Here is a 23664-nt window from a genome sequence, read left to right as displayed (position 1 = left end):
ACACTCTCTCGGCCTCGCTACACCATCGAGCTACCCCCGAGACGCATGCGAGCGCGGGTGACAGGATCGTCACGTGAGCGAACCTGACCTGACCCAGCCGGCACCGCTCGGGGATGCCCCGGTCGTGCTGTATGCCTCCGAGGCGGCCTCCACCGGCGCCCCCCACATCGAGACCCCCGTGCCGTACGACGCCATTCTGTTGGCGGGATTCGGCGGCCCGGAGGGCCAGGACGACGTCATCCCCTTCTTGCGCAACGTGACGCGTGGGCGTGGCATCCCGGACGAGCGCCTCGAGGAAGTGGCGCACCACTACCGACACTTCGACGGCATCAGTCCGATCAATGCGCAGAACCGCGCACTGAAGGCCGCCCTCGAGGCCGAGGTGCAGCGTCGCGGCCTCGGTCTGCCGATCTACTGGGGCAACCGAAACTGGGCGCCCTACCTCGAGGAGGCCGTCACCGAAGCGGCCGACGCCGGGCACTCCACGCTGCTCGCCGTCGCCACGAGCGCGTACAGCTCGTTCTCCAGCTGCCGCCAGTACCGCGAGGACTTCGCCCGCGTGCTGGAGGGGACCGGACTCGGCGACACCGTCACCATCGACAAGGTGCGGCAGTTCTTCGATCACCCGGGCTTCGTCGAGCCGTTCGTGGAGGGCGTCCGCGAAGCGGTGGCCGCCTACCTCGCCGACGGCATCGAGCCGTCCGCGATGCGCGTGCTCTTCTCCACCCACTCGATCCCCACCGCCGACGCGCAGCGCTCCGGCCCGCGCGACGTCGACTTCGGCGAGGGCGGGGCCTATGCCGCGCAGCACCGCGCCGTGGCCGAGGTCGTGATGGCCGAACTCGCCGAGGCGGGCGCGGTCGTCGAGTGGGAGCTCGTGTTCCAATCGCGCTCCGGTCCGCCTACGCAGCCCTGGCTCGAGCCCGACGTGAACGACGTGATCGCCGAACTGCCCTCGCGGGGAGTGGAAGCGGTCGTCATCGTTCCCCTGGGTTTCGTGAGCGACCACATGGAGGTGCTCTGGGACCTCGACACCGAGGCGATGGAGGCCGCCGAGGCCGCCGGCATCCGTGCCGTGCGCACGCCGACCCCCGGTGTCGACCCGGTCTACGTCTCGGGGCTCGTGGACCTGATCGAGGAGCGACTGAACGGCACCCCCACGGCCGAGAGACCGCACCGCACCGACCTCGGACCCTGGTTCGACGTCTGTCGACCGGCGTGCTGCGAGAACGTGCGCGCGGGCTTCAAGCCCGCCGTCTCCGGCGTTCTCCCCTGATCGGCCGACCCGGTGTCGCGCTCCCTAGGATGAGAGCCATGCGCATCCACATCGCGACCGACCACGCGGGTCTCGACTTCTCCACGCAACTGCAGCACCACCTCGCAGCCCAGGGGCACGAGGTCGTCGACCATGGTCCCCTCGAGTACGACCCGGTGGACGATTACCCGGCGTTCTGCATCCGCGCGGCGCAGGCCGTCGTGCGTGACCAGGCCGCGGGCATCGAGACCCTCGGCGTCGTGTTCGGCGGCTCGGGCAACGGCGAGCAGATCGCGGCCAACAAGGTGCGGGGCACGCGCGCTGCCCTCGTCTGGAGCATCGCGACCGCGGAGCTCGCCCGCGAGCACAACGATGCGAACGTGATCGCGATCGGTGCGCGCCAGCACACCTTCGAAGAGGCGAGCTCGTTCATCGACCGCTTCATCGAGACGCCGTTCTCGAACGAGGAGCGTCACGTCCGCCGCATCGCCCAGATCGCGGCGTACGAGAACGACGGCACCCTCGCCCCCGACCCGCGCGCCGCCGGCGTGCAGCCCGACGTGCTCGACGCGAGCGAGACCTTCGACCCCGAGGCAGGCTGATGCCCGAAGGGCATTCCGTCCACCGCATCGCCCGTCAATTCGACCGCAACTTCGTGGGGCGCCGGGTCGCAGCATCCAGCCCCCAGGGGCGTTTCGTCGAGGGGGCTGCACTGCTCGACGCCACCACCCCGGTGCTGGTGCGCGCCGTCGGCAAACAGATGTTCCTCGAGTTCGACACCGGGCTCTGGCTGCGCGTGCACCTCGGCATGTACGGGGCGTGGGATTTCGCGGGCGAGATCGTGCTCGATCCCACGATCGCGGCGTCCAACGGTCGGATGGGACAGACGAACCAGCGCGGCACGGTGCTCTCCGACGCCACCGAGGCGGGGGAGATCCTGGATGCTGCCGGCGAGAACTCCCTCTCCTCGATTGGCGCGCCTCGCCGGGCGCGCGGACGGGTGCGGATGTCGGAGCAGACACGCGGACTCGCCGAAGAAACCGAGTGGCCCCCTCCCGTGGTCGGACAGGTGCGCCTGCGCCTGCTCACCGAACTGACCGCCGCCGACCTGCGCGGGCCGACCGCCTGCCAGATCCAGACGGCCGACGAGGTGGCCGCGACGATCGCGAAGCTGGGTCCCGACCCCCTGGTCGACGACGTGGCCGAGGGGGAGGAGCGCTTCGTCTCGGTCGTCCGCCGCAAGCCCACCCCCATCGGGCTGCTGCTCATGGATCAGAACGTCGTCAGCGGCATCGGAAACGTCTACCGCGCCGAACTGCTTTACCGGGCCCGCCAGAACCCGCACACGCCGGGGCGCGACGTGCCCGAGGAGATCGTGCGTGAACTCTGGCGGGACTGGGTGCGGCTGCTGGCGATCGGGGTGGAGACCGGCCAGATGATGACGATGGACGACCTCGATCCCGCGGCCTACCGGCTCGCGATGGCGCACCGTGATGATCGGCACTGGGTGTACCACCGGGCGGGGCTCCCGTGCCGGGTGTGCGGCACATCGGTGATCGTCGAAGAAGCGGCGGGGCGCAAGCTCTACTGGTGCCCGACGTGCCAGGCGTGAGCGATCTAGGCTGAGTCGGTGCGCCAGAACCCCAGTTTCGCGATGACCGATGTCGGCGAGTTGCGCCGGCTCATCGACCTCCACCCGTGGATGACCCTCGTGAGCCAGACCGACGGTGGATTGGTGGCGTCGCACTACGCCGTGCTGCTCGACGAGGACCGCGACGACCTCACCGTGGTCGGCCACGTCGGCAAGCCCGACGACATGATCCACGGTCTCGGCGAGCGCGAGCTGATGCTCATCGTGCAGGGACCGCACGGCTACATCTCGCCATCCTGGTACGGGGACGTCGCGGCCGTCCCCACCTGGAACTTCGTCACCGTTCATCTGAGCGGCGTGCCCGAGATCCTGTCTCCGAGCGAGAACCTGCGAGTCCTCGATCGACTGGTCGAGCGCTTCGAACGGCAGGTCGAAGAACCGCGGATGCTGTGGGAACGCCCGAACGACGCCACGTTCGTCGAGCGACTCGAAAAGGGGACGGTCGGTTTCCGCTTGACCCCGACCACGGTGGTCGCGAAGCGCAAGCTCAGCCAGAACCGCACCGCCGAGGTCGTCGACACGATCATCGGCGAACTCGACGGCGAGGGTCCGTTCGCGCAGCCCGAACTCGCGGCCGAGATGCGCCGGGCCGCGGACGCCCGGCCCCGCCCGTGAGCGGCGCCGCGATCGGCACCATCCGCCGGGTCCGCGTCGCCGGTGCCGGCCGCGAGATGCTGGCCGACACCGGGCCCGTCGACGTCTTCCTCGGCGGCGGCCGCATCCTCGACATCGCGCCCACCGGTGTCCTCCCCGCCCGCGGCGAGGTGCTCGACGCCGACGGCGCGTGGCTCATCCCGGGGCTCTGGGACCATCACGTCCACGCGATCCAGTGGGCGTTGCTGGAGGACCGCATCGACCTGCGCCCCGCCGGGTCGGCGCAGGAGGCGGCCGCCCTGATGGGAGCGGCCGTGCCGCGAGACGGACGGCTCGTGGGCGTCGGCTTCCGCGACGGGCTCTGGCCCGACCGGCCGAGCCTCGAGGTGCTCGACGCCGCCACCGGCAGCATCCCGACCTACCTCATCAGCGCCGACGTGCACACGGTCTGGCTCAACAGTGCCGCGCTCTTCCGGGAGGGTGTCCGAAGTGATGCGTCCGGGATGCTGCGCGAGGAGGACGCGTTCGAGATCTCCCGCCGCTTGAACGCGGTCGAACCCACCGAGGGCGACCGCCTGGTCGATCTCGCGGCCCGCCGGGCCGCGGCCCGAGGCGTGGTCGGCATCGTCGACCTCGACATGACCTGGAATCACGACGCGTGGGCACGCCGGGCGGCTGCCGGCTTCGACGCGACGCACGTGTCGTACGGCATCTACCCGCAGCATCTGCAGCACGCCATCGACCTCGGGCTCCGCACCGGCGATGTCGTCGAGGGCTCGTTGAACGGACTCGTCCGCACCGGGCCGCTGAAGGTCATCACCGACGGCTCCCTCGGCACGCGCACCGCCGCCTGTTCGCACGCCTACCCCGACGATCCCGCCAACCGGGGAGTCCTCACCGTCGATCACGGCGCCCTCGTCGAACTCATGACGCGGGCCACCGGTGCCGGCATCCACAGCGCGATCCACGCGATCGGAGACGTCGCCAATTCCTCCGCGCTGGATGCTTTCGCTGCCACCGGTGCCGTCGGCACGATCGAGCATGCGCAACTGGTCTCCGCCGCCGACATCCCGCGGTTCGCCCGACTCGGGGTGGGAGCGAGCGTGCAGCCCGAGCATGCGATCGACGATCGCGACATGACCGATACGACGTGGGCCGCGCAAACGGCGCAGCCCTATCCGCTGCGCGCGCTGGCGGAGGCGGGAACCAACCTGCTGTTCGGCTCGGATGCGCCCGTTTCGCCGCTGGACCCGTGGGCGGGAATCGCTGCCGCGGTCTACCGGACGCGGGATGGCCGCGAGCCCTGGCGTGCCGACCAGGCCCTGGATGCGTCCACCGCCCTGGCAGCGTCCACGCGGGGCGGATCCCGCCACGGCGCCCGGATCGAGCCCGGAGCACCGGCCGATCTGGCGCTGGTGGAGCGCGACCCGCTCGCCGCCTCCGAGCTCGAACTGCGCGGTATGGCCGTCGGGGCCACTCTTCTCGCCGGACGCATCACGCACCGCGCTTGACACGACGAACGCCCCGGGACGAGTCCCGGGGCGTTCGGTGTTTCCGCGTTACGCGGCGATGTGCGCGTAGAGGAACCAGCGGTCCTTGTCGAGACCGCGCTTGATCTCGATCGCGACGTCCTGGCTGGTGAGGTCGGTCTCGTCAAGTCCGTCCACGGCCGTCTGCAGGTCGATGAGGACGGCGTCGATGTCGGAGATCACGGCGCGGATGATGACATCCGAGGGCGCGAACGCGGCGGGAACGCTGGTGGGCTTGGCCTTCGCTGCCACGGTCTGCAAGCGGGAGTCCACCGGCAGGCCGAGAGCGACGATGCGCTCAGCGGCGAGGTCGGCCCATGCCTGAGCGTTCGTCACGATCATGTCGAGCAGCTCGTGCACGCCGATGAAGTTGGAGCCGCGAACGTGCCAGTGCGCCTGCTTGCCGTTCACGACGAGGGCCTCGAGGCCCATCACGACGGGCGACAGGAACTGCGCGGTGGAAGCCGCCATCGTCGGGTCGGTCGCGGTCGGGGTGGTGGTCTGGATATCGGTCATGTCGCCTCCGTACTGGGCAGATGATGCCCGTATAGATCTCAACGCTACTCAGCGCATCGCATTCCGCAAGCAAGCTGAGGCTCGGCTTACACCTCGTCGCGGTGAGTGAATCCGGGCGGATCGGGCAGCGTCGATTACCGTCGAGGGGTGCACGCCTCCGATTCCCGTCACGGGCCCGATTCCGCCGCCGGTCCCCAGGACCTCGGCGACCCGGCCGTCACCCGGACCGCTCTGCGTGCCGACCGCTCACCCGAGCACGCCGAGCCCTCGCGCTTCCTGCCGCACGTGCAGGGACTCCGTGCGATCGCCGTGCTGCTCGTCGTGCTCTACCACTTCTGGCCGGCGCGCCTCCCGGGCGGCTACGTCGGGGTCGACATCTTCTTCGTGATCTCCGGCTTCCTCATCACCGGTCACCTGATGCGCGAGCTGACCGCCACCGGCACGGTGAAACTCGGACAGTTCTGGGCGCGGCGCGCCCGGCGATTGCTGCCGGCCTCGCTGCTCGTGCTGCTCGTCTGCGCCCTCGCAGCCATGACCCCGTACCTCACCCCCACCTCGGCCTTGCCGAACGAGATCCGCGAGATCGTGGCATCCACGTTCTACGTCGAGAACTGGTTCCTGGCGTTCAACTCGGCCGACTACCTGAACCACGGCGGCGAGCCGACCACGGTGCAGCACTACTGGTCGCTGTCGCTCGAAGAGCAGTTCTACGTCATCTGGCCCCTCCTCATGCTGCTGGCGGCGTGGATCGGAGTGACCTGGTTCCGCGGGTCGACCCGCCGTGCGGTGCTGATCACCCTCGGCGTCGTGTCGGCAGCATCCTTCGTCTTCTGCATCGTGTTCACCCTGACCGATCCGGCGCCGGCATACTTCGTGACCTTCGCACGCATGTGGCAGTTCGGGGTGGGGGCGATGATCGCCCTCGTCCCCCTGCTTCGGGTACGCAACGCCGCGGTGAGTTTCGTGCTGGGCTGGGGCGGAATCGCGGTGCTGCTGTTCGTGGCGTTCCGCTTCGACGGGCAGACGCCGTTCCCGGGTTATGCCGCGGCGCTCCCGACGCTCGGGGCGGCGGCGGTCATCGCCGCGTCGAACACCGAACGGTGGTGGTACCCCACGCGGGTGCTGTCGCTGCGGCCGGCCCAGTTCGTCGGTGACATCTCGTACTCGCTGTACCTGTGGCACTGGCCTCTCATCATCATCGCGCCCTCGGTGCCCTTCTGGGGGCTGACGATCTACCACCGCGTCGCGCTGCTCGTCATCTGCTTCGTGCTGGCCTGGCTCACCAAACGGTTCGTCGAGGACCCCGCGCGGCGGTGGCGCTTCCTTGTCCGGCGACCCGCGAAGGTGACCCTGCTCGCCGCCCTTGCGGCGATGGTCGTCGTCGCCCTCACCGCGGGCGGGGCCTGGGTCGCGAACGCCGGTGCCTACCGCGACGGGGTGCAGGCCATCCAGCAGCTGCGCGACGACCCACCCGACTGCTTCGGAGCGGCCGTCGTGCTCGAGGCCGCCTGCGCCGACGTCGAACCGAGCACCGAGATCCTGCCGGCTCCCGGGTTCGCAGGGGTCGATCGACCCTCCGACGAGCAGTGCTTCATCCAGCTGAACGATGCTCGGGCGCAGTCCTGCGAGTTCGGCTCCGACGCGCCCGACGCGCGGCGCGTCGCCCTGATCGGCGACAGCCACGCCTTCCAGCTGCTGTCGACCTTCCAACGCATCGCTGAGACCGAGGGGTGGCACCTGACGACGTACTTCAAGGGGGCCTGCCCCTGGAACGCCACCCCGTTGTCGACGCCGGGAGCGTTCGGTGACGCGTGCACGCAGTGGCGTGACGGCGTGCAGCAGGCTCTCGACGGCCAGCAGTTCGACGCCGTCTTCACCGCCGCCATCGCGACCACCCCGTACGCTGCGACCGGTTTCGACTCCTCGTACGCGGCGGCCGTGGCCGGTTACCAGGCGGCCTGGTCGACGATGACCGACCGCGGTATCCCGGTGATCACGGTCGTCGACAACCCCGTGTGGGAGACCGACCCCAACAAGTGTCTGCGCACGAAAGACGCGGCCGACTGCGACGGTCCGCGCTCCGACCTGCTCGTCGAGGACGATCCGTTGCGCGGCGCAGCCGAGTCGATGGACGGTGTCACCCTGCTCGACTTCACCGACGTCTACTGCGACGACGACACCTGTCGCCCGGTCGTGGGGGGGGCGAACATCTACCGCGACCAGGATCACCTCACCGTGACGTTCGCCGACACCCTCGCCCCGCAGTTCACCGCGGCCCTCTCAGCGGCCATGGCGGGGCGCGGGTGATGGGCGAGGATCGAGACATGACGATCGCGTCGGATGCCAGTGTGCTGGCCCTCGGTGATGCGATTCCCCGCATCGCAGACTCGGCGTTCGTCGCCGCCGGCGCGCGCATCGTGGGCGACGTGCACCTCGGTGAGCAGGCGAGCGTCTGGTACAACGCGGTGCTGCGCGGCGACAGCGACGCGATCATGGTCGGTCGGGGGAGCAACCTGCAGGACAACGTTTCGGTGCACGTGGATGCTGGTCACCCGGTCGTGATCGGGGAGAACGTGTCGGTCGGCCACAACGCCGTCGTGCACGGCTGCCGCATCGGCGACGGTTCGCTCATCGGGATGGGAAGCGTCGTCCTGTCCGGGGCGGTCGTGGGCGCGGGTTGCCTCGTGGCCGGGGGAGCGGTCGTGCTCGAGGGGTCCGTCATCCCCGACGGCTCACTGGTTGCGGGGGTGCCCGCGAAGGTGCGGCGCGAGCTCACCGCCGAAGAACGGGCGGGACTGTTGCGCAACGCGGCGAGCTACCGTGAGCGCCTGGGCGCGCACCGGACGGCGACCGACATGCGCCCCCAGGACTGACCCGACGCCGGGGACCGGCGGGGTCAGCCCAGCAGGATCACGATGCGACCACCATCGATCACGCCGGGACCATCGCCCGGCGTCGGGGAGGGCGCTGGCAGTTCTTGCCGTGACTGCCAGTCGGCGCGCGCGTCGGCGGCCGAGGGCTGGAACAAGGCGAACACATCCATGACTTCATCCAACCCAGCGCGTGCCGACGGCACATCATCCGATCGGATGATTTCGCCTCGACCGGCGGTCGATTGGGTAGGTTGGCCTCGCGATACGCGTTCGTCCGGGGGGAAGACATGACTGCAGCGGCGGGGTGGTACACGGCCGAGACACCAGGCCGATTGCGGTGGTGGGACGGCGCGCAGTGGACGACGCATGAGACGGACGTCCAGACGACACCCGCGCCCGGCTGGTATGCCACCCCGAGCGGGACGGTGCGGTGGTGGGACGGCAAGCTCTGGACGAACATGCGCGTGAAGAACGGCGTTCCGGGTGTCGACGCGACCGGTACGGAGCAACCCGGCCTGGCATGGACGTTCGGGGCCGTCTTCGCCACGCTCGCGGTCGTGCAGATCGCGGTGGCGCTCCTGGGGCGCACCTTCCCCTACTCGGCCATCACGATGCTGGCGCTCTCCGCGCTGTGGTTCAGCATGGCGGCCTCCACTGCGGCGATCAGGCGCGTCCCCGCCCCGTCCGGTTCGCCACTCGATCTCGCCGTCGTACGGCCGCTCCCGGGCGACCAGGAGGGGCCCGGTGCGGGCTGGTATCCGGTCGCTCCCCAGGCCTCGCGGTGGTGGACCGGCGTGCGGTGGTCGTCGTACGTGAACACGAAACTCGGCATGCGCCCGATGTTCCATGGTGCGCGCACCTACCGTGTGCTGGTGGTGACCTCCGCCGTGCTCGCCGGTGCGGGCGTGCTCGTCGGCACCGTGGGCGGCATCGTCTGGGCGACGGCCGCCCACCCGGGCGGCGACGCCGTCGCTATCGCGATCGGCGTGCTGACCACCGTCGGGGGCGTGCTCTTCGCCGGTGTCGGAGCGCTGCTGTGGGTGCTGACCTCCCGGCAGGGGCGCGTCCTGCTGGCGCCGACGAACCCTCCCCGGATGCGGACCTGATCGTGCACATCGACAAGCTGGCGGACGGCGAGATCTTCGTCTTCGGCTCGAACGCGTCCGGTGCCCACGGTGGGGGAGCCGCCCGCTTCGCCGCCGACCGGTTCGGTGCCGTCTGGGGGCAGTCCGAGGGGCTGCAGGGTCAGTCCTACGGCATCGACACGATGTCGGGTCTGCAGACCTTCGAAGAGCAGGCCGCACGCTTCCTCGAGTTCGCGCGCCGGCATCCGGAACTCACCTTCCTCGTGACCGAGGTCGGATGCGGCATCGCGGGATACACCCCGAAGCAGGTGGCGCGCTTCTTCACCGGCGCGCCCGCGAACGTCCGACTGCCCGAGAGCTTCGAGGCGGAACTCGCGCGAAGCTGAGGCGGTCGGGCGAGACAGGTCAGACGATGTCGAAGAAGCTTCCGAACGGCTCGTCGATGTCACCGTCGTCGCGCTCGTCGTACGCGACCGTCTCGATCGTCAGCAGCACCCGGTCACGCCCGGTGATCAGAGCGCTGACCGTGCGATTGCCGACGACGACGAACTCCACGAACGCACCACCCTCGTGGAGGGCTTCTTCGATGCGCCGCTTCAGGTCTTCGTAGTCCTGATCCTGCGCGAGGAGGAAGCTGGTGTCGCCCAGAGCGATGGACGTTCGGACCATGGTCTTCGTATCGCTCACAGCCGGAGCCTACGCCCCGAACCCCGGGACAGCCTCCGGAGCCATGCGCTCGGGCCGAATATGGAGGGGCTGACGAGAATCGAACTCGCATCATCTGTTTGGAAGACAGAGGCTTTACCACTAAGCTACAGCCCCATTTCCCGCGGGTTCCCGCCGGAAATGCGTACCCCTCCAGTGTAAGCGCATCCCGTCGCCGTCCCCGACGTGCGACACGTTCGACGGCACTTCCGGCCCGATCGACTAGACTCCTCGGGGTCGTATCGTCGCACGCGCTTGTGCACCGCCCGGGGCGTAGCTCAGCTTGGTAGAGCGCCCGCTTTGGGAGCGGGAGGCCGCAGGTTCAAATCCTGTCGCCCCGACGAACGAGCCCCCGAGACAGATACCTTCGAACGCCGCGCTGTCGTGCGGTCCATCATGAGGAGAACGAACAGGCATGGTCAACAGCACCGTCGAGAAGCTCACCCCGACACGGGTGAAGCTGCACATCACCGTCTCGCCGGAGGAGCTCAAGCCGAGCATCGCCCACGCGTACGAGCACATCGCGCAGGACATCCAGATCCCCGGCTTCCGCAAGGGCAAGGTGCCCGCGCCGATCATCGACCAGCGCGTCGGTCGCGGTGCGGTCATCGAGCACGCGGTCAACGAGGGCCTCGACGGCTTCTACCGCGCAGCGGTGGAGCAGGAGAACGTGCGCGTCATCGGTCGTCCCAACGCCGAGATCGTGGAGCTCCCCGAACTGAAGGACTTCACCGGTGACCTCGTCATCGATGTCGAGGTCGACGTTCGTCCCGAGTTCGATCTGCCGGCCTACGAGGGCATCACCGTCACGGTCGACGCCGCCGAGGTCGACGAGGCCGCGATCGACGAAGAGCTCGACCGCCTGCGTGCGCGCTTCGGCACGCTCGTCACGGTCGATCGTCCCGCCAAGACCGGCGACTTCGTCGAGCTCGACCTCGTCGCCACGATCGACGACGCCGAGATCGACCGCGCCCAGGGCGTGTCGTACGAGGTCGGTTCCGGCGAGCTGCTCGAGGGCATCGACGAGGCCATCGAGTCGCTGACGGCCGGCGAGGACACCACGTTCCGCTCCAAGCTCGTCGGTGGCGACCACGCCGGTGAAGAGGCCGAGGTATCGGTCACGATCACCGCCGTCAAGGAGCGCGAACTGCCCGAGGCCGACGACGACTTCGCCCAGATCGCGAGTGAGTTCGACACCCTCGCCGAGCTGCGCGAGAGCCTGACCGAGCGCGTCGCTCAGCAGTCGACCTTCTCGCAGGGTTCGGCCGCGCGCGACAAGCTGATCGAGGAGCTGCTCGCCCAGGTCGACATCCCCGTTCCGCCGCAGCTCATCGAGGACGAGGTGCACACCCACCTCGAAGGCGAGAACCGTCTCGAGGACGACGTGCACCGCGCCGAGGTCACCGAAGCCAGCGAGAAGCAGTTCCGCACGCAGATGCTGTTGGACAAGGTCGCCGAGGCCGCCAACGTTCAGGTGTCGCAGGATGAGCTGACCCAGTACCTCATCCAGTCGGCCGCCCAGTACGGCATGGCACCGCAGGAGTTCGTCGACGCGCTGCAGCAGGGCAATCAGCTGCCCGCTCTCGTCGGCGAAGTCGCCCGCAACAAGGCGCTCGCGGTCGCCCTCGGCCAGGTCAACGTCGTGGACACCAACGGTGCCCCCGTCGACCTCACCGGCTTCATCGCGGTGGGCGACGAGGCCGTAGCCGAGACCGAGGTCGTCGAAGAGGCCGAGGACATCGCGGACTCCGCCGCCGACGCGGACGACATCATCGAAGCCGAAGAGGCCGTCGAGCCCGAGAAGCCGAAGAAGAAGGCTCCCGCCAAGAAGAAGGCCGCGGCCAAGGAGTAACAACCCTGATCAGGAGAGGGGGCGGATGCTGAGGCATCCGCCCCTTCTTTCGTTGCACGCGAGCTATCAGCAGCGCGTGCGGGGCCGGGAGCGACCCGCCTGATCTGCCCACGGCGAACACGACCTTCGGCCTGAAACCACGCCGGTAGATTCGAAGCCGACCCCGAGGAATCAGGAGCACCCATGGCCGAACCACTACTCGCTACAAGCGTCTTCGACAGGCTCCTCAAGGACCGCATCATCTGGCTCGGTTCTGAGGTTCGAGACGACAACGCGAACGAAATCTGCGCGAAGATCCTGCTGCTGGCCGCCGAGGACCAGGAGAAGGACATCTTCCTCTACATCAACTCACCCGGTGGGTCGATCACTGCCGGTATGGCGATCTACGACACGATGCAGTTCGTGCCGAACGACATCGTCACCGTCGGTATCGGCATGGCCGCATCGATGGGTCAGCTGCTGCTGACCAGCGGCACCAAGGGCAAGCGCTACATCACCCCGAACGCCCGCGTGCTGCTCCACCAGCCGCACGGTGGTTTCGGTGGTACCTCCAGCGACATCCAGACGCAGGCGCAGCTCATCCTCGACATGAAGCGTCGTCTCGCCGAGATCACGGCTGGCCAGACCGGCAAGCCGGTCGAGCAGATCAACGCCGACGGTGACCGTGACCGCTGGTTCTCCGCCGAGGAGGCCCTCGCGTACGGCTTCGTCGACCACATCCGTTCCAGCGCCCTCGACGTCACCGGCGGCGGCGGCACCACCGCTGCGGCCGAGTAACGCGACCGAAGGCGAAAGAGAGAGAACACGAATGCACACCCCCACCTTCGGCGCGGCGGCCCCTCAGGGCATGCAGATGCCCGGCAGCCGCTACATCCTGCCCCAGTTCGAAGAGCGCACGGCCTACGGCTACAAGCGTCAGGACCCCTACAACAAGCTGTTCGAAGATCGCGTGATCTTCCTCGGTGTACAGGTCGACGACGCCTCGGCCGATGACGTCATGGCTCAGCTGCTGGTGCTCGAGAGCCAGGATCCCGACCGCGACATCATCATGTACATCAACTCGCCCGGTGGCTCGTTCACCGCGATGACGGCGATCTACGACACCATGCAGTACGTGTCGCCGCAGATCCAGACCGTCGTGCTCGGCCAGGCCGCCTCGGCCGCCGCGGTGCTGTTGGCCGCCGGCGCTCCCGGCAAGCGCCTCGCCCTGCCGAACGCCCGCATCCTCATCCACCAGCCGGCGGTGGGCGAAGCGGGTCACGGACAGGCGTCCGACATCGAGATCCAGGCGGCCGAGATCCTGCGTATGCGTACGTGGCTCGAAGCGACCCTGGCGAAGCACTCGAACAAGACGCCCGAAGAGGTCAACAAGGACATCGACCGCGACAAGATCCTGAGCGGGACCGAGGCCGTCGCCTACGGTCTCGTGGACCAGGTGCTGACGACGCGCAAGCGCACGCCTGCCGCCCTCACGTCCTAGAACGGCCCTCGAAGCCCCGCCGCGTTCTCGCGGCGGGGCTTCGTCGTGTTTCCGGACGGACGCAATGCGCACCGATGTCGCGGGCAGAGGTTAGGCTCGGAGTGCACGCGGGGGAGTGCCCCTGCGCAGCGATCAGGAGGAGCTGGAATGGCACGCATCGGTGAAAGCGCCGACTTGTTCAAGTGCTCCTTCTGCGGCAAGAGCCAGAAGCAGGTGCAGCAACTCATCGCCGGTCCCGGCGTGTACATCTGCGACGAATGCGTCGAGCTGTGCAACGAGATCATCGAAGAGCGCATGGCGGAGTCCGCCTCCGGCGTGGTCTCCGATTTCGACCTGCCGAAGCCGCGCGAGATCTTCGCCTTCCTCGAGGAGTACGTCGTCGGACAGGAGCAGGCCAAGCGGTCGCTCTCCGTCGCGGTGTACAACCACTACAAGCGCATCCGCGCGCACGGCACCCTGCAGTCCGCCGAGCAGCGGGCCGACGAGGTCGAGATCGCCAAGAGCAACATCCTGATCCTCGGCCCCACCGGTACGGGTAAGACCTATCTCGCGCAGACGCTCGCCAAGCGCCTCAACGTTCCGTTCGCGGTCGCCGACGCCACGGCCCTGACCGAGGCCGGCTACGTCGGCGAAGACGTCGAGAACATCCTGCTCAAGCTGCTGCAGGCGGCCGACTTCGACACGAAGCGCGCCGAGACCGGCATCATCTACATCGACGAGGTCGACAAGATCGCCCGCAAGGCGGAGAACCCCTCGATCACGCGCGATGTTTCGGGTGAGGGCGTGCAGCAGGCCCTCCTGAAGATCCTCGAGGGCACGGTCGCCTCGGTACCGCCGCAGGGTGGTCGCAAGCATCCGCATCAGGAGTTCATCCAGATCGATACGACGAACGTGCTGTTCATCGTGGCGGGCGCTTTCGCCGGGCTCGAAGACATCATCTCGGCTCGCGTCGGCAAGCACGGCGTCGGGTTCGGGGCTCCCTTGCACACGAAGGGCGAAGACCTCAGCCTGTTCAGCGAAGTGCTGCCCGAAGACCTCCACAAGTTCGGACTGATCCCCGAGTTCATCGGGCGCCTTCCCGTCGTCGCCTCCGTCACGCCCCTCGACGAGGAGGCGCTGATGGAGATCCTCACCGAGCCGAAGAACGCGCTCGTGAAGCAGTATCAGCGCATGTTCGAACTCGACGGTGTCGAGCTCGAGTTCGAGCGTGAGGCGCTCCTGGCCATCGCCAAACTCGCGGTCGGGCGCAAGACCGGAGCCCGCGGGCTGCGGGCGATCCTCGAAGACGTGCTCGGGCCGATCATGTTCGACGTGCCCTCGTCGGAGGACGTGGCGAAGGTCGTCATCACGCGGGCATGCGTCGAGGACGGCGCGGCGCCGACCGTGGTCCTGGAGCGCAAGCGCAAGAGCGCCTGACCCGCCTCAGACGTCCAGGCCGCGGCGCTTCAGCAGCGGGGCGATCTCGGCGTCGCGTCCCCGGAAGTCGCGGTAGGCCTCGAGCGGGTCTTTCGATCCGCCGACCCCCAGCAGTCGGCGGCGGAACCGCTCGCCGTTGTGCCGGGTGAGCCCGCCGTTCTCCCCGAACCACTCGACGGTGTCCGCGTCCAGCACCTCGCTCCAGATGTAGGAGTAGTACCCGGCGCTGTAGCCGCCCGAGAACACGTGCGCGAAGTAGGTCGAGGAGTACCGCGGCGGAACCGTCGGCGCGTCGAGGCCGATCGATGCGAGGGCCTCCGCTTCGAACGCGGCGACGTCGGCCACGTTCTCCGCTTCGGCGAGGCCCAGAATGTGCCACGCCTGATCGATCCAGGAGGCGGCGAGGTACTCGCTCGTGCCGAAGCCCTGGTTGAAGCTCTCGGTGGCCTGCAGGCGCTCGACGACGTCTCGCGGGAGCGGTTCTCCGGTGTCGATGTGGCGGGCGTAGTGATCCAACACCTCCGGCCACAGGATCCACATCTCATTCACCTGGCTCGGGAACTCGACGAAGTCGCGGAACACGGCGGTGCCGGCGAAGTGCGGGTAGGTGACCTGGGCGAAGAGTCCGTGCAGGGCGTGGCCGAACTCGTGGAACAGGGTCGTCACCTCGTCGAGGGTCAGCAGCGTGGGCTGGCCCGGAGCGGGCTGGGGCACGTTGAGGTTGTTGACGACCACCGGTGAGGTGCCGCGCAGCTCGGACTGCGTGACGATCGAGTTCATCCAGGCGCCACCGCGTTTGGTGTCACGCGTGTAGAGATCGAGGAGGAAGAGGCCGAGGGGCGCGCCGTCCTGCTCGCTCACCTCGAAGACGCGCGCCTGGGGGTGGTACGCGACGAGGTCGGGGCGTTCGACGATGCGGATCCCGTACAGCTGTTCGGCCGCGAAGAAGACGCCGTCCTGCAGCACCCGCTCCGCCTCGAACCAGGGGCGAAGGGCGGCCCGGTCGAGGTCGTATTGCTGCTCCCGCACCCGTTCGGTGAGGAATGCCCAATCGTGGGCTTCGACGGTGAACGGCGGCTCGGCCGCATCCGCGATCCGCTGGAGGGCCGACAGTTCAGCGCGGGCATTGGCCGCCGCGGCGGGAGCCAGCCGGTGCAGCATGTCGCGCACCGCCTCGGGCGAACCCGCGGTCTGGTCATCGGTGACGAAGGCCGCGTGGCTGGGGTAGCCCAGCAGCGCGGCGCGTTCCGCGCGAAGGCGCACGATCTCGCGCAGCACCGCGCGGTTGTCGTTCGCGTTGCCGCGCGAGCCGCGGGCGCGAGACGCCTCGAGGATGCGGCGGCGGCTCTCGCGCCGGGTGAGCGACGCCAGCAGGGGGTGGCCGGTGAAGAGAGTGAGGGTGACCACGAACCGGCCGTCGAGTCCGCGCTCGGCCGCGGCGCGAGCAGCCGCCGACACCTCGCCCTCGGACAATCCCTCGAGCTCCGAGACGTCGTCGAAGACCACGGCCAGCTCGTTCGTGTCGGCGAGCAGGTTCTTCTCGAAGGTGGTGGTGAGGACGGCCAGGCGTTGGTTGATGGCGGTGAGGTCGCTCTTCGCCGCGGGGTCGAGCCCCGCTCCGGCGCGGGCCATCTCGCGGTGACGCCGCTCGACGAGGTAACGTTCCTCGGCGGTCAGCTCCAGCCGCGAAAGGGCATCGTGCACGGCCTGCACGCGCGCGAAGAGCGCAGCATCCAACTCGATCGCATCGTGGTGGCTCGACATCAACGGCGCCAGAGTCTCGTCGATCTCCTGGATCGCCGCCGAGGCGTCGGCGGACGAGACGGTGTAGAAAGTGCGACTCACCTGCCCGAGCAGCTCCCCGCTCCGCTCGAGGGCGACGATCGTGTTCGCGAACGTCGGCGTTTCGGGGTTCGCGGTGATCGCAGCGATCTCTGCGCGCTGGCGCGCGAACCCTTCCTCGAAAGCCGGCAGGTAGTGCTCCGGTTCGATTTCGGCGTAGGCCGGCAGACCGTAGGGGAGCGCGCTCGGGGAGAGGAGTGGATTCGTTTGTCCCATCCCCTCACTCTACGAAGGAGCGGGAGCGTGTTTCACCGCGGTTGCTGGATGCGGATCATGTTCCCGGCGGGATCGCGTACCGCGCAGTCGAACACCCCGTAGGGCTGCTCGGTCGGCTCCTGCACGATCTCGACACCGCCGGCCTCGAGGGCTTCGAAGGTCGCCGCGAGGTCGGGGGTCGCGAGGTTGATCCCGAAATAGCTGCCCTTGGCGACGACCTCGAGCAGTACTCGCCGCTCATCATCGGTGAGGTCCGGACTCGCGGTCGGGGGATGCAGAACGATCGCGGTGTCGGGCTGGCCCTTCGGTGCGACCGTGATCCACCGCATGCCTTCGTAGCCGACGTCGTTGCGCACCTCGAACCCGAGCAGGTCCCGGTAGAACTGCAGGGAGGCTTCGGGGTCGGTGTGGGGCAGATAGCTCTCGTGAATGGTGATGTCCATGACGTCAAACTAGCTGCGTGGCCGGGCGCGGGGCTTCTCGATTCCTGACGGGTCTGGTGACCATCTTGGTGAGGCACGCGGGCACGCCCTCCATGTCGTGCGCCGCCCATTGGCGGTACACCGAGGGCGCCATCCCCACGAGCTCGCTGAACCGCGTGCTGAAGGTGCCGAGCGAGGAGAAGCCCACGGTCAAACACACGTCGGTGACGCTGAGGTCACCGCGGCGCAGCAGAGCCTGCGCCCGCTCGATGCGCCGGGTCATGAGATACGCGTACGGCGATTCTCCGTACGCGAGGCGGAACTGCCGGCTCAAGTGCCCGGCCGACATGTGAACACCGCGAGCGAGCGCAGCCACGTCGAGGGGCTGGGCGTGCTCCCGATCGATGCGGTCGCGCACCCGACGGAGTCGGGCCAGCTCATCGAGTCTCTGTGCGGGGATGCTGCTCATGACGGTCATCGTGCCAGATCCGCCGAATGATCAGTCCTGGCCGGAATAGTCCCGATTGGAGAATTCGTCGTCGGTGTCGTGCGTCACCACGACCTCCCCGTTGCGGTCGATCGTGACGATGACGCCGGTGTCCAGCTCGGCGACGGGGCGCCGTTCGAGCCAGGTCAGCGTCCACCGCGGCGCGGGCTGGCCGAACTGATCCTCGGGGAGGGACTCCTCCACGGCGGCGATCTGCGCGTGCAGCGCCTCGGGGACGGTGGCGGGGGGAGGGGTCTTCGCGTTCCAACGGGTGCCCAGTTGCATGATCAGCCTTCCTCGGGTGCGAGCTCGATGCCGGTCACGGCCGTCGTCTCGCCCGGTTCGTACAGGATGCGCTCGATACGTCCGACCGCTTTCAGGTCGCCCTCCGCCAGGCGGAGCAGCTCGATGTGCGGAGAAGTGATCGTGGCGACCGCGACCTGCGTCTTCTGCGACACCTTGGCTTCGGTCTTCGCCCGTCGGATGCCGATCAACGCCTCGCCCACGGCGCGGAGCACGGCGGGATCACCGGCGAACTCGAGCGGCTCGGGCCAGGGCGCCGTGTGCACCGAACCGTCGTTGAACCACGACCACGCCTCCTCCGTCGCGAAGGAGAGCACCGGAGCGAACAAGCGCAGCAAGGTCGACAGGGCCGTTCGCAGTGCCAGCGCCGCAGAGGCCTGCCCCGCGGCGGTCGGGTCGTAGGCGCGCTCCTTGACCAGCTCGAGGTAGTCGTCGCAGAAGGTCCAGAAGAACGATTCCGTGATCTCCAGCGCCCGAGCGTGGTCGTAGGCCTCCAAGGCGCGCGTGGCGTCGCGGACCACATCGTCGAGGGTCGCGAGCATCGACGAGTCGAGCGGATCGGTGATGGCTGCGTCACCCGGAACGGGGAACGACAGCACGAACTTCGCCGCGTTCAGCACCTTGATCGCGAGGCGTCGGCCGATCTTGATCTGGGTCGGGTTCTGCGGATCGAAGGCGGCGTCCGTGCCGAGACGACTGGATGCTGCCCAGTACCGCACCGCGTCGGAGCCGTGCTGATGCAGGACGTCGGCGGGGGTGACGACGTTGCCCTTCGACTTGGACATCTTCTTGCGGTCCGGGTCGACGATGAAGCCCGAGATGGCAGCATCCGACCACGGAGCACGGTTGTCGTCGAGAGCGCTGCGCAGCAGTGTCGAGAACAACCACGTGCGGATGATGTCCTGGCCCTGCGGGCGCAGGTCGAACGGGGCGACGAGGTTCCACAGCTCCTCGTCGCGCTGCCATCCACCGGCGAGCTGAGGCGTCAAGGACGACGTCGCCCACGTGTCGAAGATGTCGCGCTCGGCGTCGAAGCCCCCGGGCACGCCGCGCTGGTCTTCCGTGTATCCGGGGGGAACGTCGCTGGTCGGGTCGACCGGCAGGGACGCCGTGTCGGGCAGGATGACGCGGCCGTAGTCGCGCTGGCCGTCGGCGTCGAGGGCGTACCAGACCGGGATCGGCACCCCGAAGAAGCGCTGACGCGAGACCAGCCAGTCGCCGGTGAGTCCGTTGGTCCAGTTCTCGAAGCGCACGCGCATGAAGTCGGGGTGCCAGGCGATCTCGCGGCCGAGCCCGATCAGGCGCTCGCGCAGCGAGGAGTCGCGGGCACCGTTTCGGATGTACCACTGGCGGGTCGAGACGATCTCGAGAGGGCGGTCGCCCTTCTCGAAGAACTTCACCGCGTGCGAGAAGGGCTTGGACACCTCGAGGAGCTCGCCCGATTCCTGCAGCAGCTCGGCGATGCGCTTCTTGGCGCTGAAGACCGTCTTGCCCGCGATCTCCGAGTAGGCCGCCTTGCCCGCATCCGACTGGATCGCCTCCGGCGCCTCCGCGATGATCCGGCCGTCCTTGCCGAGGATGGTGCGGTTCGGCAGGTCGAGCTCGCGCCACCAGATGATGTCGGTCACATCGCCGAACGTGCAGATCATGGCGATGCCCGAACCCTTGTCGGGCTGAGCGAGGGGGTGGGCGAGCACCGGCACCTCGACGCCGAACAGGGGCGTGGTGACGGTGGTGCCGAAGAGCGGCTGATAGCGCGTGTCGTCGGGGTGCGCGACGAGAGCCACGCACGCGGCGAGCAGCTCGGGGCGCGTGGTCTCGATGAGCACGTCACCCTCGCCGTCGGTGCGGTGGAAAGCGAGCCGGTGGTACGAGGCCTGCTGCTCGCGGTCTTCGAGCTCGGCCTGGGCGATGGCCGAGCGGAAGTCGACGTCCCACAGGGTCGGCGCGAGGGCCTGGTAGGCCTCGCCGCGGTCGATGTTGCGCAGGAAGGCCAACTGGCTCGTGCGCATGGTCTCGGTCGAGATCGTGCGGTAGGTCTGGGTCCAATCGACGCTGAGGCCCAGCTCGCGCCACAGCGTTTCGAAGGCCTTCTCGTCTTCGAGCGTCAGCCGCTCGCACAGCTCGATGAAGTTGCGGCGACTGATGGGCAGCTGATCCGCGGCCTTCGTGCTCTTGTTGTCGCCGCCCTCGAAGGGCGGGGCGAAGTCGGGGTCGAAGGGCAGCGAGGGGTCGCAGCGCACGCCGTAGTAGTTCTGCACACGACGCTCGGTGGGCAGGCCGTTGTCGTCCCACCCCATGGGGTAGAAGACGGTCTTGCCGCGCATGCGCTCGAAGCGCACCTTCACGTCGGTGTGGGTGTAGCTGAACACGTGCCCGATGTGCAGGCTGCCCGACGCGGTCGGCGGCGGAGTGTCGACGGAGTAGACGGTGGAACGGCCGCCCTCGGCCGCCCGGGCACGATCGAACAGGTACGTTCCGGCCGCGGTCCACGCAGCATCCCACTTCTGCTCGAGGCCTTCCAATACGGGCTTGTCGGGAATCTGCGCGTCGGACATCGGGGCTCCTCGAGCTATGTGCGGCACTGTGTGAGCGTGCCTGAGTGTGGGGTCGTTCTCAGTCTACCGAGCGCCCGGCCGCCCCCGCAGGGAGCGCCTCACGCCAGGCCCGGCCGTTGCGGATCGAGGAGATGACGGGGATCGAGGATGCTGCGGGGCGGAACCGCCCTCGATCCGCTCCATCTCCTCGATCGATCACGCCCTGACGGGCCGAGGGTGTGACGCCGCGAGGTGCAACCCCTGCGCGACGGCGCGCATGATCATGTCCTGGACCTCGTGCCAGCGGTCGACCACCTGGCCGTAGCCCACCCGCACGACGTGGTAGCCGAGCAACATGAGCTGGGCGTCGTGTGCGATGTCCTGCTCGCGCTGGCGCCCGGTGTGATGCGCGCCGTCGATCTGCAGGACGAGCCGGTCGCCGATGAGGAAATCCACCCGATGCCCGGCGATCCACGTCTGGGGAAAGATCGGCAATCGCAACCAGGTGAGTCGGGGAACGACGAAGGACTCCAAACCGGAATCCGAGAACGAAGCCATCGCATCGAGCACCTCTTGGGCGATCGCGGAGATCGGCAGGCGCGCGAGGGTGGCCCGATCGATGAGTCCCTGCCGCTCAGCGGACTCCCATGTCGCCAAGGCCGCTTCGAACGGCCGACACGCGGCGAGCGTCGTGAGCACGTTCTCGATGGGGTCCACCAAAGCTCCCGGTGGGCGCGGGACCAGCGGTCGGCACCAGTGCACGCGCGCATTCACGACCTTCACCGAACCGGAATGCGGGGGAGCCGCCACGTGGGCGACCTCATCCGCGACGGCCCAGAGGCCGAGCTGTTGTGCGCCGGTGACGCAGGTCAGCAGCACTCCGGCGCGCGCAGCGGCGACGCGCACCGGGTCGGCATTGTGCGCCGCCACCCAACCGCCGCGGGGACGGAGGAGCCAGCCGGCGTCGACCGCGCGCTGAATCTCGCGCTGGCGGAAGCCGGATGCGGCGAGCGCCGCGCTGCGGACGACACCGCCGCGGGTCATGATCCAGGGCAGGAGATCCATGGGGAAGATCTTCGCCACCCGTGACGGACGGGTGAGCTTGCGCACGAAGCTCGGTGCACAAGCATCCGATCTCCCGCCCTGGGGAGGACGGGATGGCGCCCTTGCGTACCTGCACGTCGCGATGTGGATCGAGGAGATGCGGTCGATCGAGGATGCTGGAGGCGGAAACCGTCCTCGATCCGCGCCATCTCCTCGATCTACGACGCCCCCCGACGCCCGGCGCCCGACGCTTAGCCCGTGACGGCCGGCCCGCCTGGGCTACGCGTCGACGCGGGAGGCGGGCTGGTCGGCGGCGTGCGCCGCGGTGTAGCGCACGGCTGCCCAGGCGGAGACGAGGGTGATCGCCGACATCGCAGCGAGCACGACCCCCGGGTGCCACCACGCGAAACCCGTCGCGTTGCCGAGTCCCAGGGTCAGCGCGGGCACGAATCCGCTCACCGTCGCCGCGAGGGCGTAGGCGAAGGACAGTGCGGAGTAGCGGAAGTTGTCGGGGAACAAGTCGTTCATCAACCCGCCGAGCGCGGCCCACGACATGGTGGGCAGGATGCCGCCGACGATCATCAGCGCCACGAGGACGCCGAAGTTCGCCTCCTGCAGGATGAAGTAGATCGGGAACGAGATGAGCAGGGTGCCGATGGCGCCCCACGCCACGACCTTCGCCGACCCGACGCGCGCCGCGAGGACGCCGAACAACGGGATGGTCACGAGCTGCAGCAGGCCGCCGATCGTGGTCGCGACCAGCAGGTCCTGGTAGGCGAAGCCGAGCTGGGTCGTGCCGTACGTGATCGTGTACGTGTTCATCAGCGAGTACGAGCCGATCCCGAGCAGCGCGGCGCCCACGGCGATGACCATGGCGGTCGGGCGCTCGCGGAACATCGCGACGAACGGCACGCGCTCGCGGCGGCCCTCGGCGACGACCTCGCGGAACACCGGTGTCTCATCGATCGACCAGCGCAGGTACAGCGAGACGAGCAACAGGGGCAGAGCGAGCAGGAACGGGATGCGCCAGCCCCACGCGGCCAGCTGATCGGCCGGCAGCACGATGGTCATGACGATGAACACGGCCGCCGAGAGGATCGAGCCGATCGGAGAGCCGAGTTGGGGGATCGCCGCGTAGAACGCACGCTTCACCCGGCTGGAGTGCTCGGTGGCCAGCAGGATCGCCCCGCCCCACTCGCCGCCGAGCGAGATGCCCTGCACGAGACGCAGCAGCACGAGCAGGACGGCGCCGAACCATCCGGCCTGGGCGTAGGTGGGCAGCACTCCGATCAGCGCGGTCGCGACGCCCATCAGCCCGACGGTCCACAGCAGGGTCGTCCGACGGCCGAGCCGGTCGCCCATGTAGCCGAAGATGACGGCGCCGACGGGGCGGATCACGAAGGCGATCGCGATGGTGAGGAAGGCCGTCAGCTGAGCTGCGACCGGGCCGAGGGGTTCGAAGAACAGTGGACCGACGAAGTAGGCCGAGAAGTAGGCGAAGACGTAGAAGTCGAAGGACTCCAGCGACGTCCCCACGGCCGATGCGATCGATACCCGTCGGACGGAGGTGGGGCGGGTCGGGGCGAGTGCGGGGGCGGTAGTCACAAGGATCCATCCTGCCACCGTCGCCGGGTTGTTGGACGCGGGCCAGAAAAGCCGTCGGTAGCGGAGCATGGCGCCGCCATGGCGCGGGTGCGTAGAATCGAGGGAGCAGCATCGATCCGGCCATCACCGGGGAGCTCCCGGAAGAACGCCCCTCGGGGTCAGTAGAACCGGGCGGGGCAGGCCCGTCACCGCCGCAGTGAAAGAGGTCTCCGCCAGTGCAACCGGGGGAGGCACGCGGGGTGGTACCGCGGC

23 protein-coding genes and 2 tRNA genes are annotated in these 23664 nt (G+C 68.6%); 14 read left to right on the top strand and 11 right to left on the bottom strand.

The genetic code is table 11. From position 1 onward, the window contains the following. Window positions 1-73 precede the first annotated feature (73 nt). Genes ACFXP5_RS03160 through ACFXP5_RS03140 form a run of 5 tightly spaced genes read left to right on the top strand, consistent with a single transcriptional unit; the run spans window position 74 to window position 5011 of the window. A complete protein-coding gene (locus ACFXP5_RS03160) occupies window positions 74-1276 on the top strand; it encodes a ferrochelatase (RefSeq protein WP_394526870.1) in 1203 nt (400 codons plus the stop codon). A gap of 38 nt (window positions 1277-1314) precedes the next feature. Beyond that, window positions 1315-1857 (top strand): ribose-5-phosphate isomerase, encoded by a 543-nt coding sequence (locus ACFXP5_RS03155; RefSeq protein ID WP_394526868.1) that lies wholly within the window; start codon window positions 1315-1317, stop codon window positions 1855-1857. After that, on the top strand, window positions 1857-2867 hold the full coding sequence (locus ACFXP5_RS03150; RefSeq protein WP_394543477.1) for an Fpg/Nei family DNA glycosylase: 1011 nt from the start codon (window positions 1857-1859) through the stop codon (window positions 2865-2867). The genes ACFXP5_RS03155 and ACFXP5_RS03150 overlap by 1 nt, the downstream gene beginning before the upstream one ends. An 18-nt stretch (window positions 2868-2885) precedes the next feature. Continuing rightward, the gene (locus tag ACFXP5_RS03145) at window positions 2886-3521 is read left to right on the top strand and encodes an FMN-binding negative transcriptional regulator (protein WP_394543476.1); all 636 of its coding nucleotides are present in this window, start codon (window positions 2886-2888) and stop codon (window positions 3519-3521) included. Between the two features lie 56 nt (window positions 3522-3577). Further along, complete coding sequence (locus ACFXP5_RS03140; protein WP_394544169.1) at window positions 3578-5011, top strand: amidohydrolase; 1434 nt, start codon at window positions 3578-3580, stop codon at window positions 5009-5011. A 48-nt stretch (window positions 5012-5059) separates the two neighbouring features. Here ACFXP5_RS03140 and ACFXP5_RS03135 read toward each other — a convergent pair whose 3' ends face one another. Further along, window positions 5060-5545, bottom strand: coding sequence for a Dps family protein (locus ACFXP5_RS03135; RefSeq protein ID WP_394526863.1), 486 nt, complete (start codon window positions 5543-5545; stop codon window positions 5060-5062). A 147-nt stretch (window positions 5546-5692) separates the two neighbouring features. On the opposite strand from ACFXP5_RS03135, the gene ACFXP5_RS03130 reads away from it, so the two are divergent. After that, entirely contained in the window at window positions 5693-7852 is a 2160-nt protein-coding gene (locus tag ACFXP5_RS03130) for an acyltransferase family protein (RefSeq protein ID WP_394543475.1), read from the top strand. Window positions 7853-7869: 17 nt separating this feature from the next. Beyond that, the gene (locus ACFXP5_RS03125) at window positions 7870-8418 is read left to right on the top strand and encodes a gamma carbonic anhydrase family protein (RefSeq protein WP_394543474.1); all 549 of its coding nucleotides are present in this window, start codon (window positions 7870-7872) and stop codon (window positions 8416-8418) included. A gap of 23 nt (window positions 8419-8441) precedes the next feature. Here the strand turns inward: ACFXP5_RS03125 and ACFXP5_RS03120 are convergent, their stop codons facing one another. Continuing rightward, entirely contained in the window at window positions 8442-8588 is a 147-nt protein-coding gene (locus tag ACFXP5_RS03120; protein WP_394526859.1) for a hypothetical protein, read from the bottom strand. Window positions 8589-8705: 117 nt separating this feature from the next. Between ACFXP5_RS03120 and ACFXP5_RS03115 the strand changes: the two genes are divergently transcribed. Both ACFXP5_RS03115 and ACFXP5_RS03110 read left to right on the top strand, forming a co-directional pair. Beyond that, window positions 8706-9524: a DUF2510 domain-containing protein gene (locus tag ACFXP5_RS03115; protein ID WP_394543473.1), complete on the top strand. Its 819-nt coding sequence runs from the start codon at window positions 8706-8708 to the stop codon at window positions 9522-9524. Window positions 9525-9526: 2 nt separating this feature from the next. Then, the gene (locus ACFXP5_RS03110; RefSeq protein WP_394526856.1) at window positions 9527-9889 is read left to right on the top strand and encodes an A1S_2505 family phage non-structural protein; all 363 of its coding nucleotides are present in this window, start codon (window positions 9527-9529) and stop codon (window positions 9887-9889) included. 19 nt (window positions 9890-9908) lie between these two features. On the opposite strand, the gene ACFXP5_RS03105 is transcribed toward ACFXP5_RS03110, so the two are convergent. Beyond that, a complete protein-coding gene (locus ACFXP5_RS03105) occupies window positions 9909-10190 on the bottom strand; it encodes a hypothetical protein (RefSeq protein WP_394526855.1) in 282 nt (93 codons plus the stop codon). Between the two features lie 61 nt (window positions 10191-10251). Then, a tRNA-Gly gene (locus tag ACFXP5_RS03100) sits at window positions 10252-10325 on the bottom strand. 150 nt (window positions 10326-10475) lie between these two features. Here ACFXP5_RS03100 and ACFXP5_RS03095 point away from each other — a divergent pair. The 5 genes from ACFXP5_RS03095 (at window position 10476) to clpX (ending at window position 14956) form a co-directional block, all read left to right on the top strand. Further along, window positions 10476-10549, top strand: a tRNA-Pro gene (locus ACFXP5_RS03095). A 74-nt stretch (window positions 10550-10623) separates the two neighbouring features. Continuing rightward, entirely contained in the window at window positions 10624-12060 is a 1437-nt protein-coding gene (gene tig / locus ACFXP5_RS03090) for a trigger factor (RefSeq protein ID WP_394526853.1), read from the top strand. Window positions 12061-12243: 183 nt separating this feature from the next. After that, window positions 12244-12837 carry an ATP-dependent Clp protease proteolytic subunit gene (locus ACFXP5_RS03085; protein ID WP_394526852.1) on the top strand — a complete coding sequence of 198 codons (594 nt, stop codon included), beginning with the start codon at window positions 12244-12246 and terminating at the stop codon, window positions 12835-12837. Window positions 12838-12868: 31 nt separating this feature from the next. After that, on the top strand, window positions 12869-13540 hold the full coding sequence (locus ACFXP5_RS03080) for an ATP-dependent Clp protease proteolytic subunit (RefSeq protein WP_394526851.1): 672 nt from the start codon (window positions 12869-12871) through the stop codon (window positions 13538-13540). Between the two features lie 147 nt (window positions 13541-13687). Then, entirely contained in the window at window positions 13688-14956 is a 1269-nt protein-coding gene (gene clpX, locus ACFXP5_RS03075; RefSeq protein ID WP_394543471.1) for an ATP-dependent Clp protease ATP-binding subunit ClpX, read from the top strand. Window positions 14957-14962: 6 nt separating this feature from the next. On the opposite strand, the gene ACFXP5_RS03070 is transcribed toward clpX, so the two are convergent. From ACFXP5_RS03070 to ACFXP5_RS03040, 7 genes are all read right to left on the bottom strand, one after another. Next, the gene (locus ACFXP5_RS03070; protein ID WP_394543470.1) at window positions 14963-17014 is read right to left on the bottom strand and encodes a M3 family metallopeptidase; all 2052 of its coding nucleotides are present in this window, start codon (window positions 17012-17014) and stop codon (window positions 14963-14965) included. 32 nt (window positions 17015-17046) lie between these two features. Continuing rightward, complete coding sequence (locus ACFXP5_RS03065; protein WP_394543468.1) at window positions 17047-17457, bottom strand: VOC family protein; 411 nt, start codon at window positions 17455-17457, stop codon at window positions 17047-17049. Window positions 17458-17461: 4 nt separating this feature from the next. Further along, the gene (locus ACFXP5_RS03060) at window positions 17462-17905 is read right to left on the bottom strand and encodes a helix-turn-helix transcriptional regulator (RefSeq protein WP_394543467.1); all 444 of its coding nucleotides are present in this window, start codon (window positions 17903-17905) and stop codon (window positions 17462-17464) included. Window positions 17906-17935: 30 nt separating this feature from the next. Next, window positions 17936-18208 carry a hypothetical protein gene (locus ACFXP5_RS03055; protein ID WP_394526843.1) on the bottom strand — a complete coding sequence of 91 codons (273 nt, stop codon included), beginning with the start codon at window positions 18206-18208 and terminating at the stop codon, window positions 17936-17938. Between the two features lie 2 nt (window positions 18209-18210). Then, window positions 18211-20784, bottom strand: a complete 2574-nt coding sequence (valS, locus tag ACFXP5_RS03050) for a valine--tRNA ligase (RefSeq protein WP_394543465.1) — start codon at window positions 20782-20784, stop codon at window positions 18211-18213. Window positions 20785-20979: 195 nt separating this feature from the next. Beyond that, complete coding sequence (locus tag ACFXP5_RS03045) at window positions 20980-21828, bottom strand: endonuclease domain-containing protein (protein ID WP_394543464.1); 849 nt, start codon at window positions 21826-21828, stop codon at window positions 20980-20982. 258 nt (window positions 21829-22086) lie between these two features. After that, entirely contained in the window at window positions 22087-23412 is a 1326-nt protein-coding gene (locus ACFXP5_RS03040; protein WP_394543463.1) for an MFS transporter, read from the bottom strand. Window positions 23413-23664 lie beyond the last annotated feature (252 nt).

Source organism: Microbacterium hanjuni, from assembly GCF_043556395.1.
In the GTDB taxonomy this organism is placed as follows: domain Bacteria; phylum Actinomycetota; class Actinomycetes; order Actinomycetales; family Microbacteriaceae; genus Microbacterium.
This window is presented reverse-complemented; position numbering and strand designations above follow the sequence as displayed.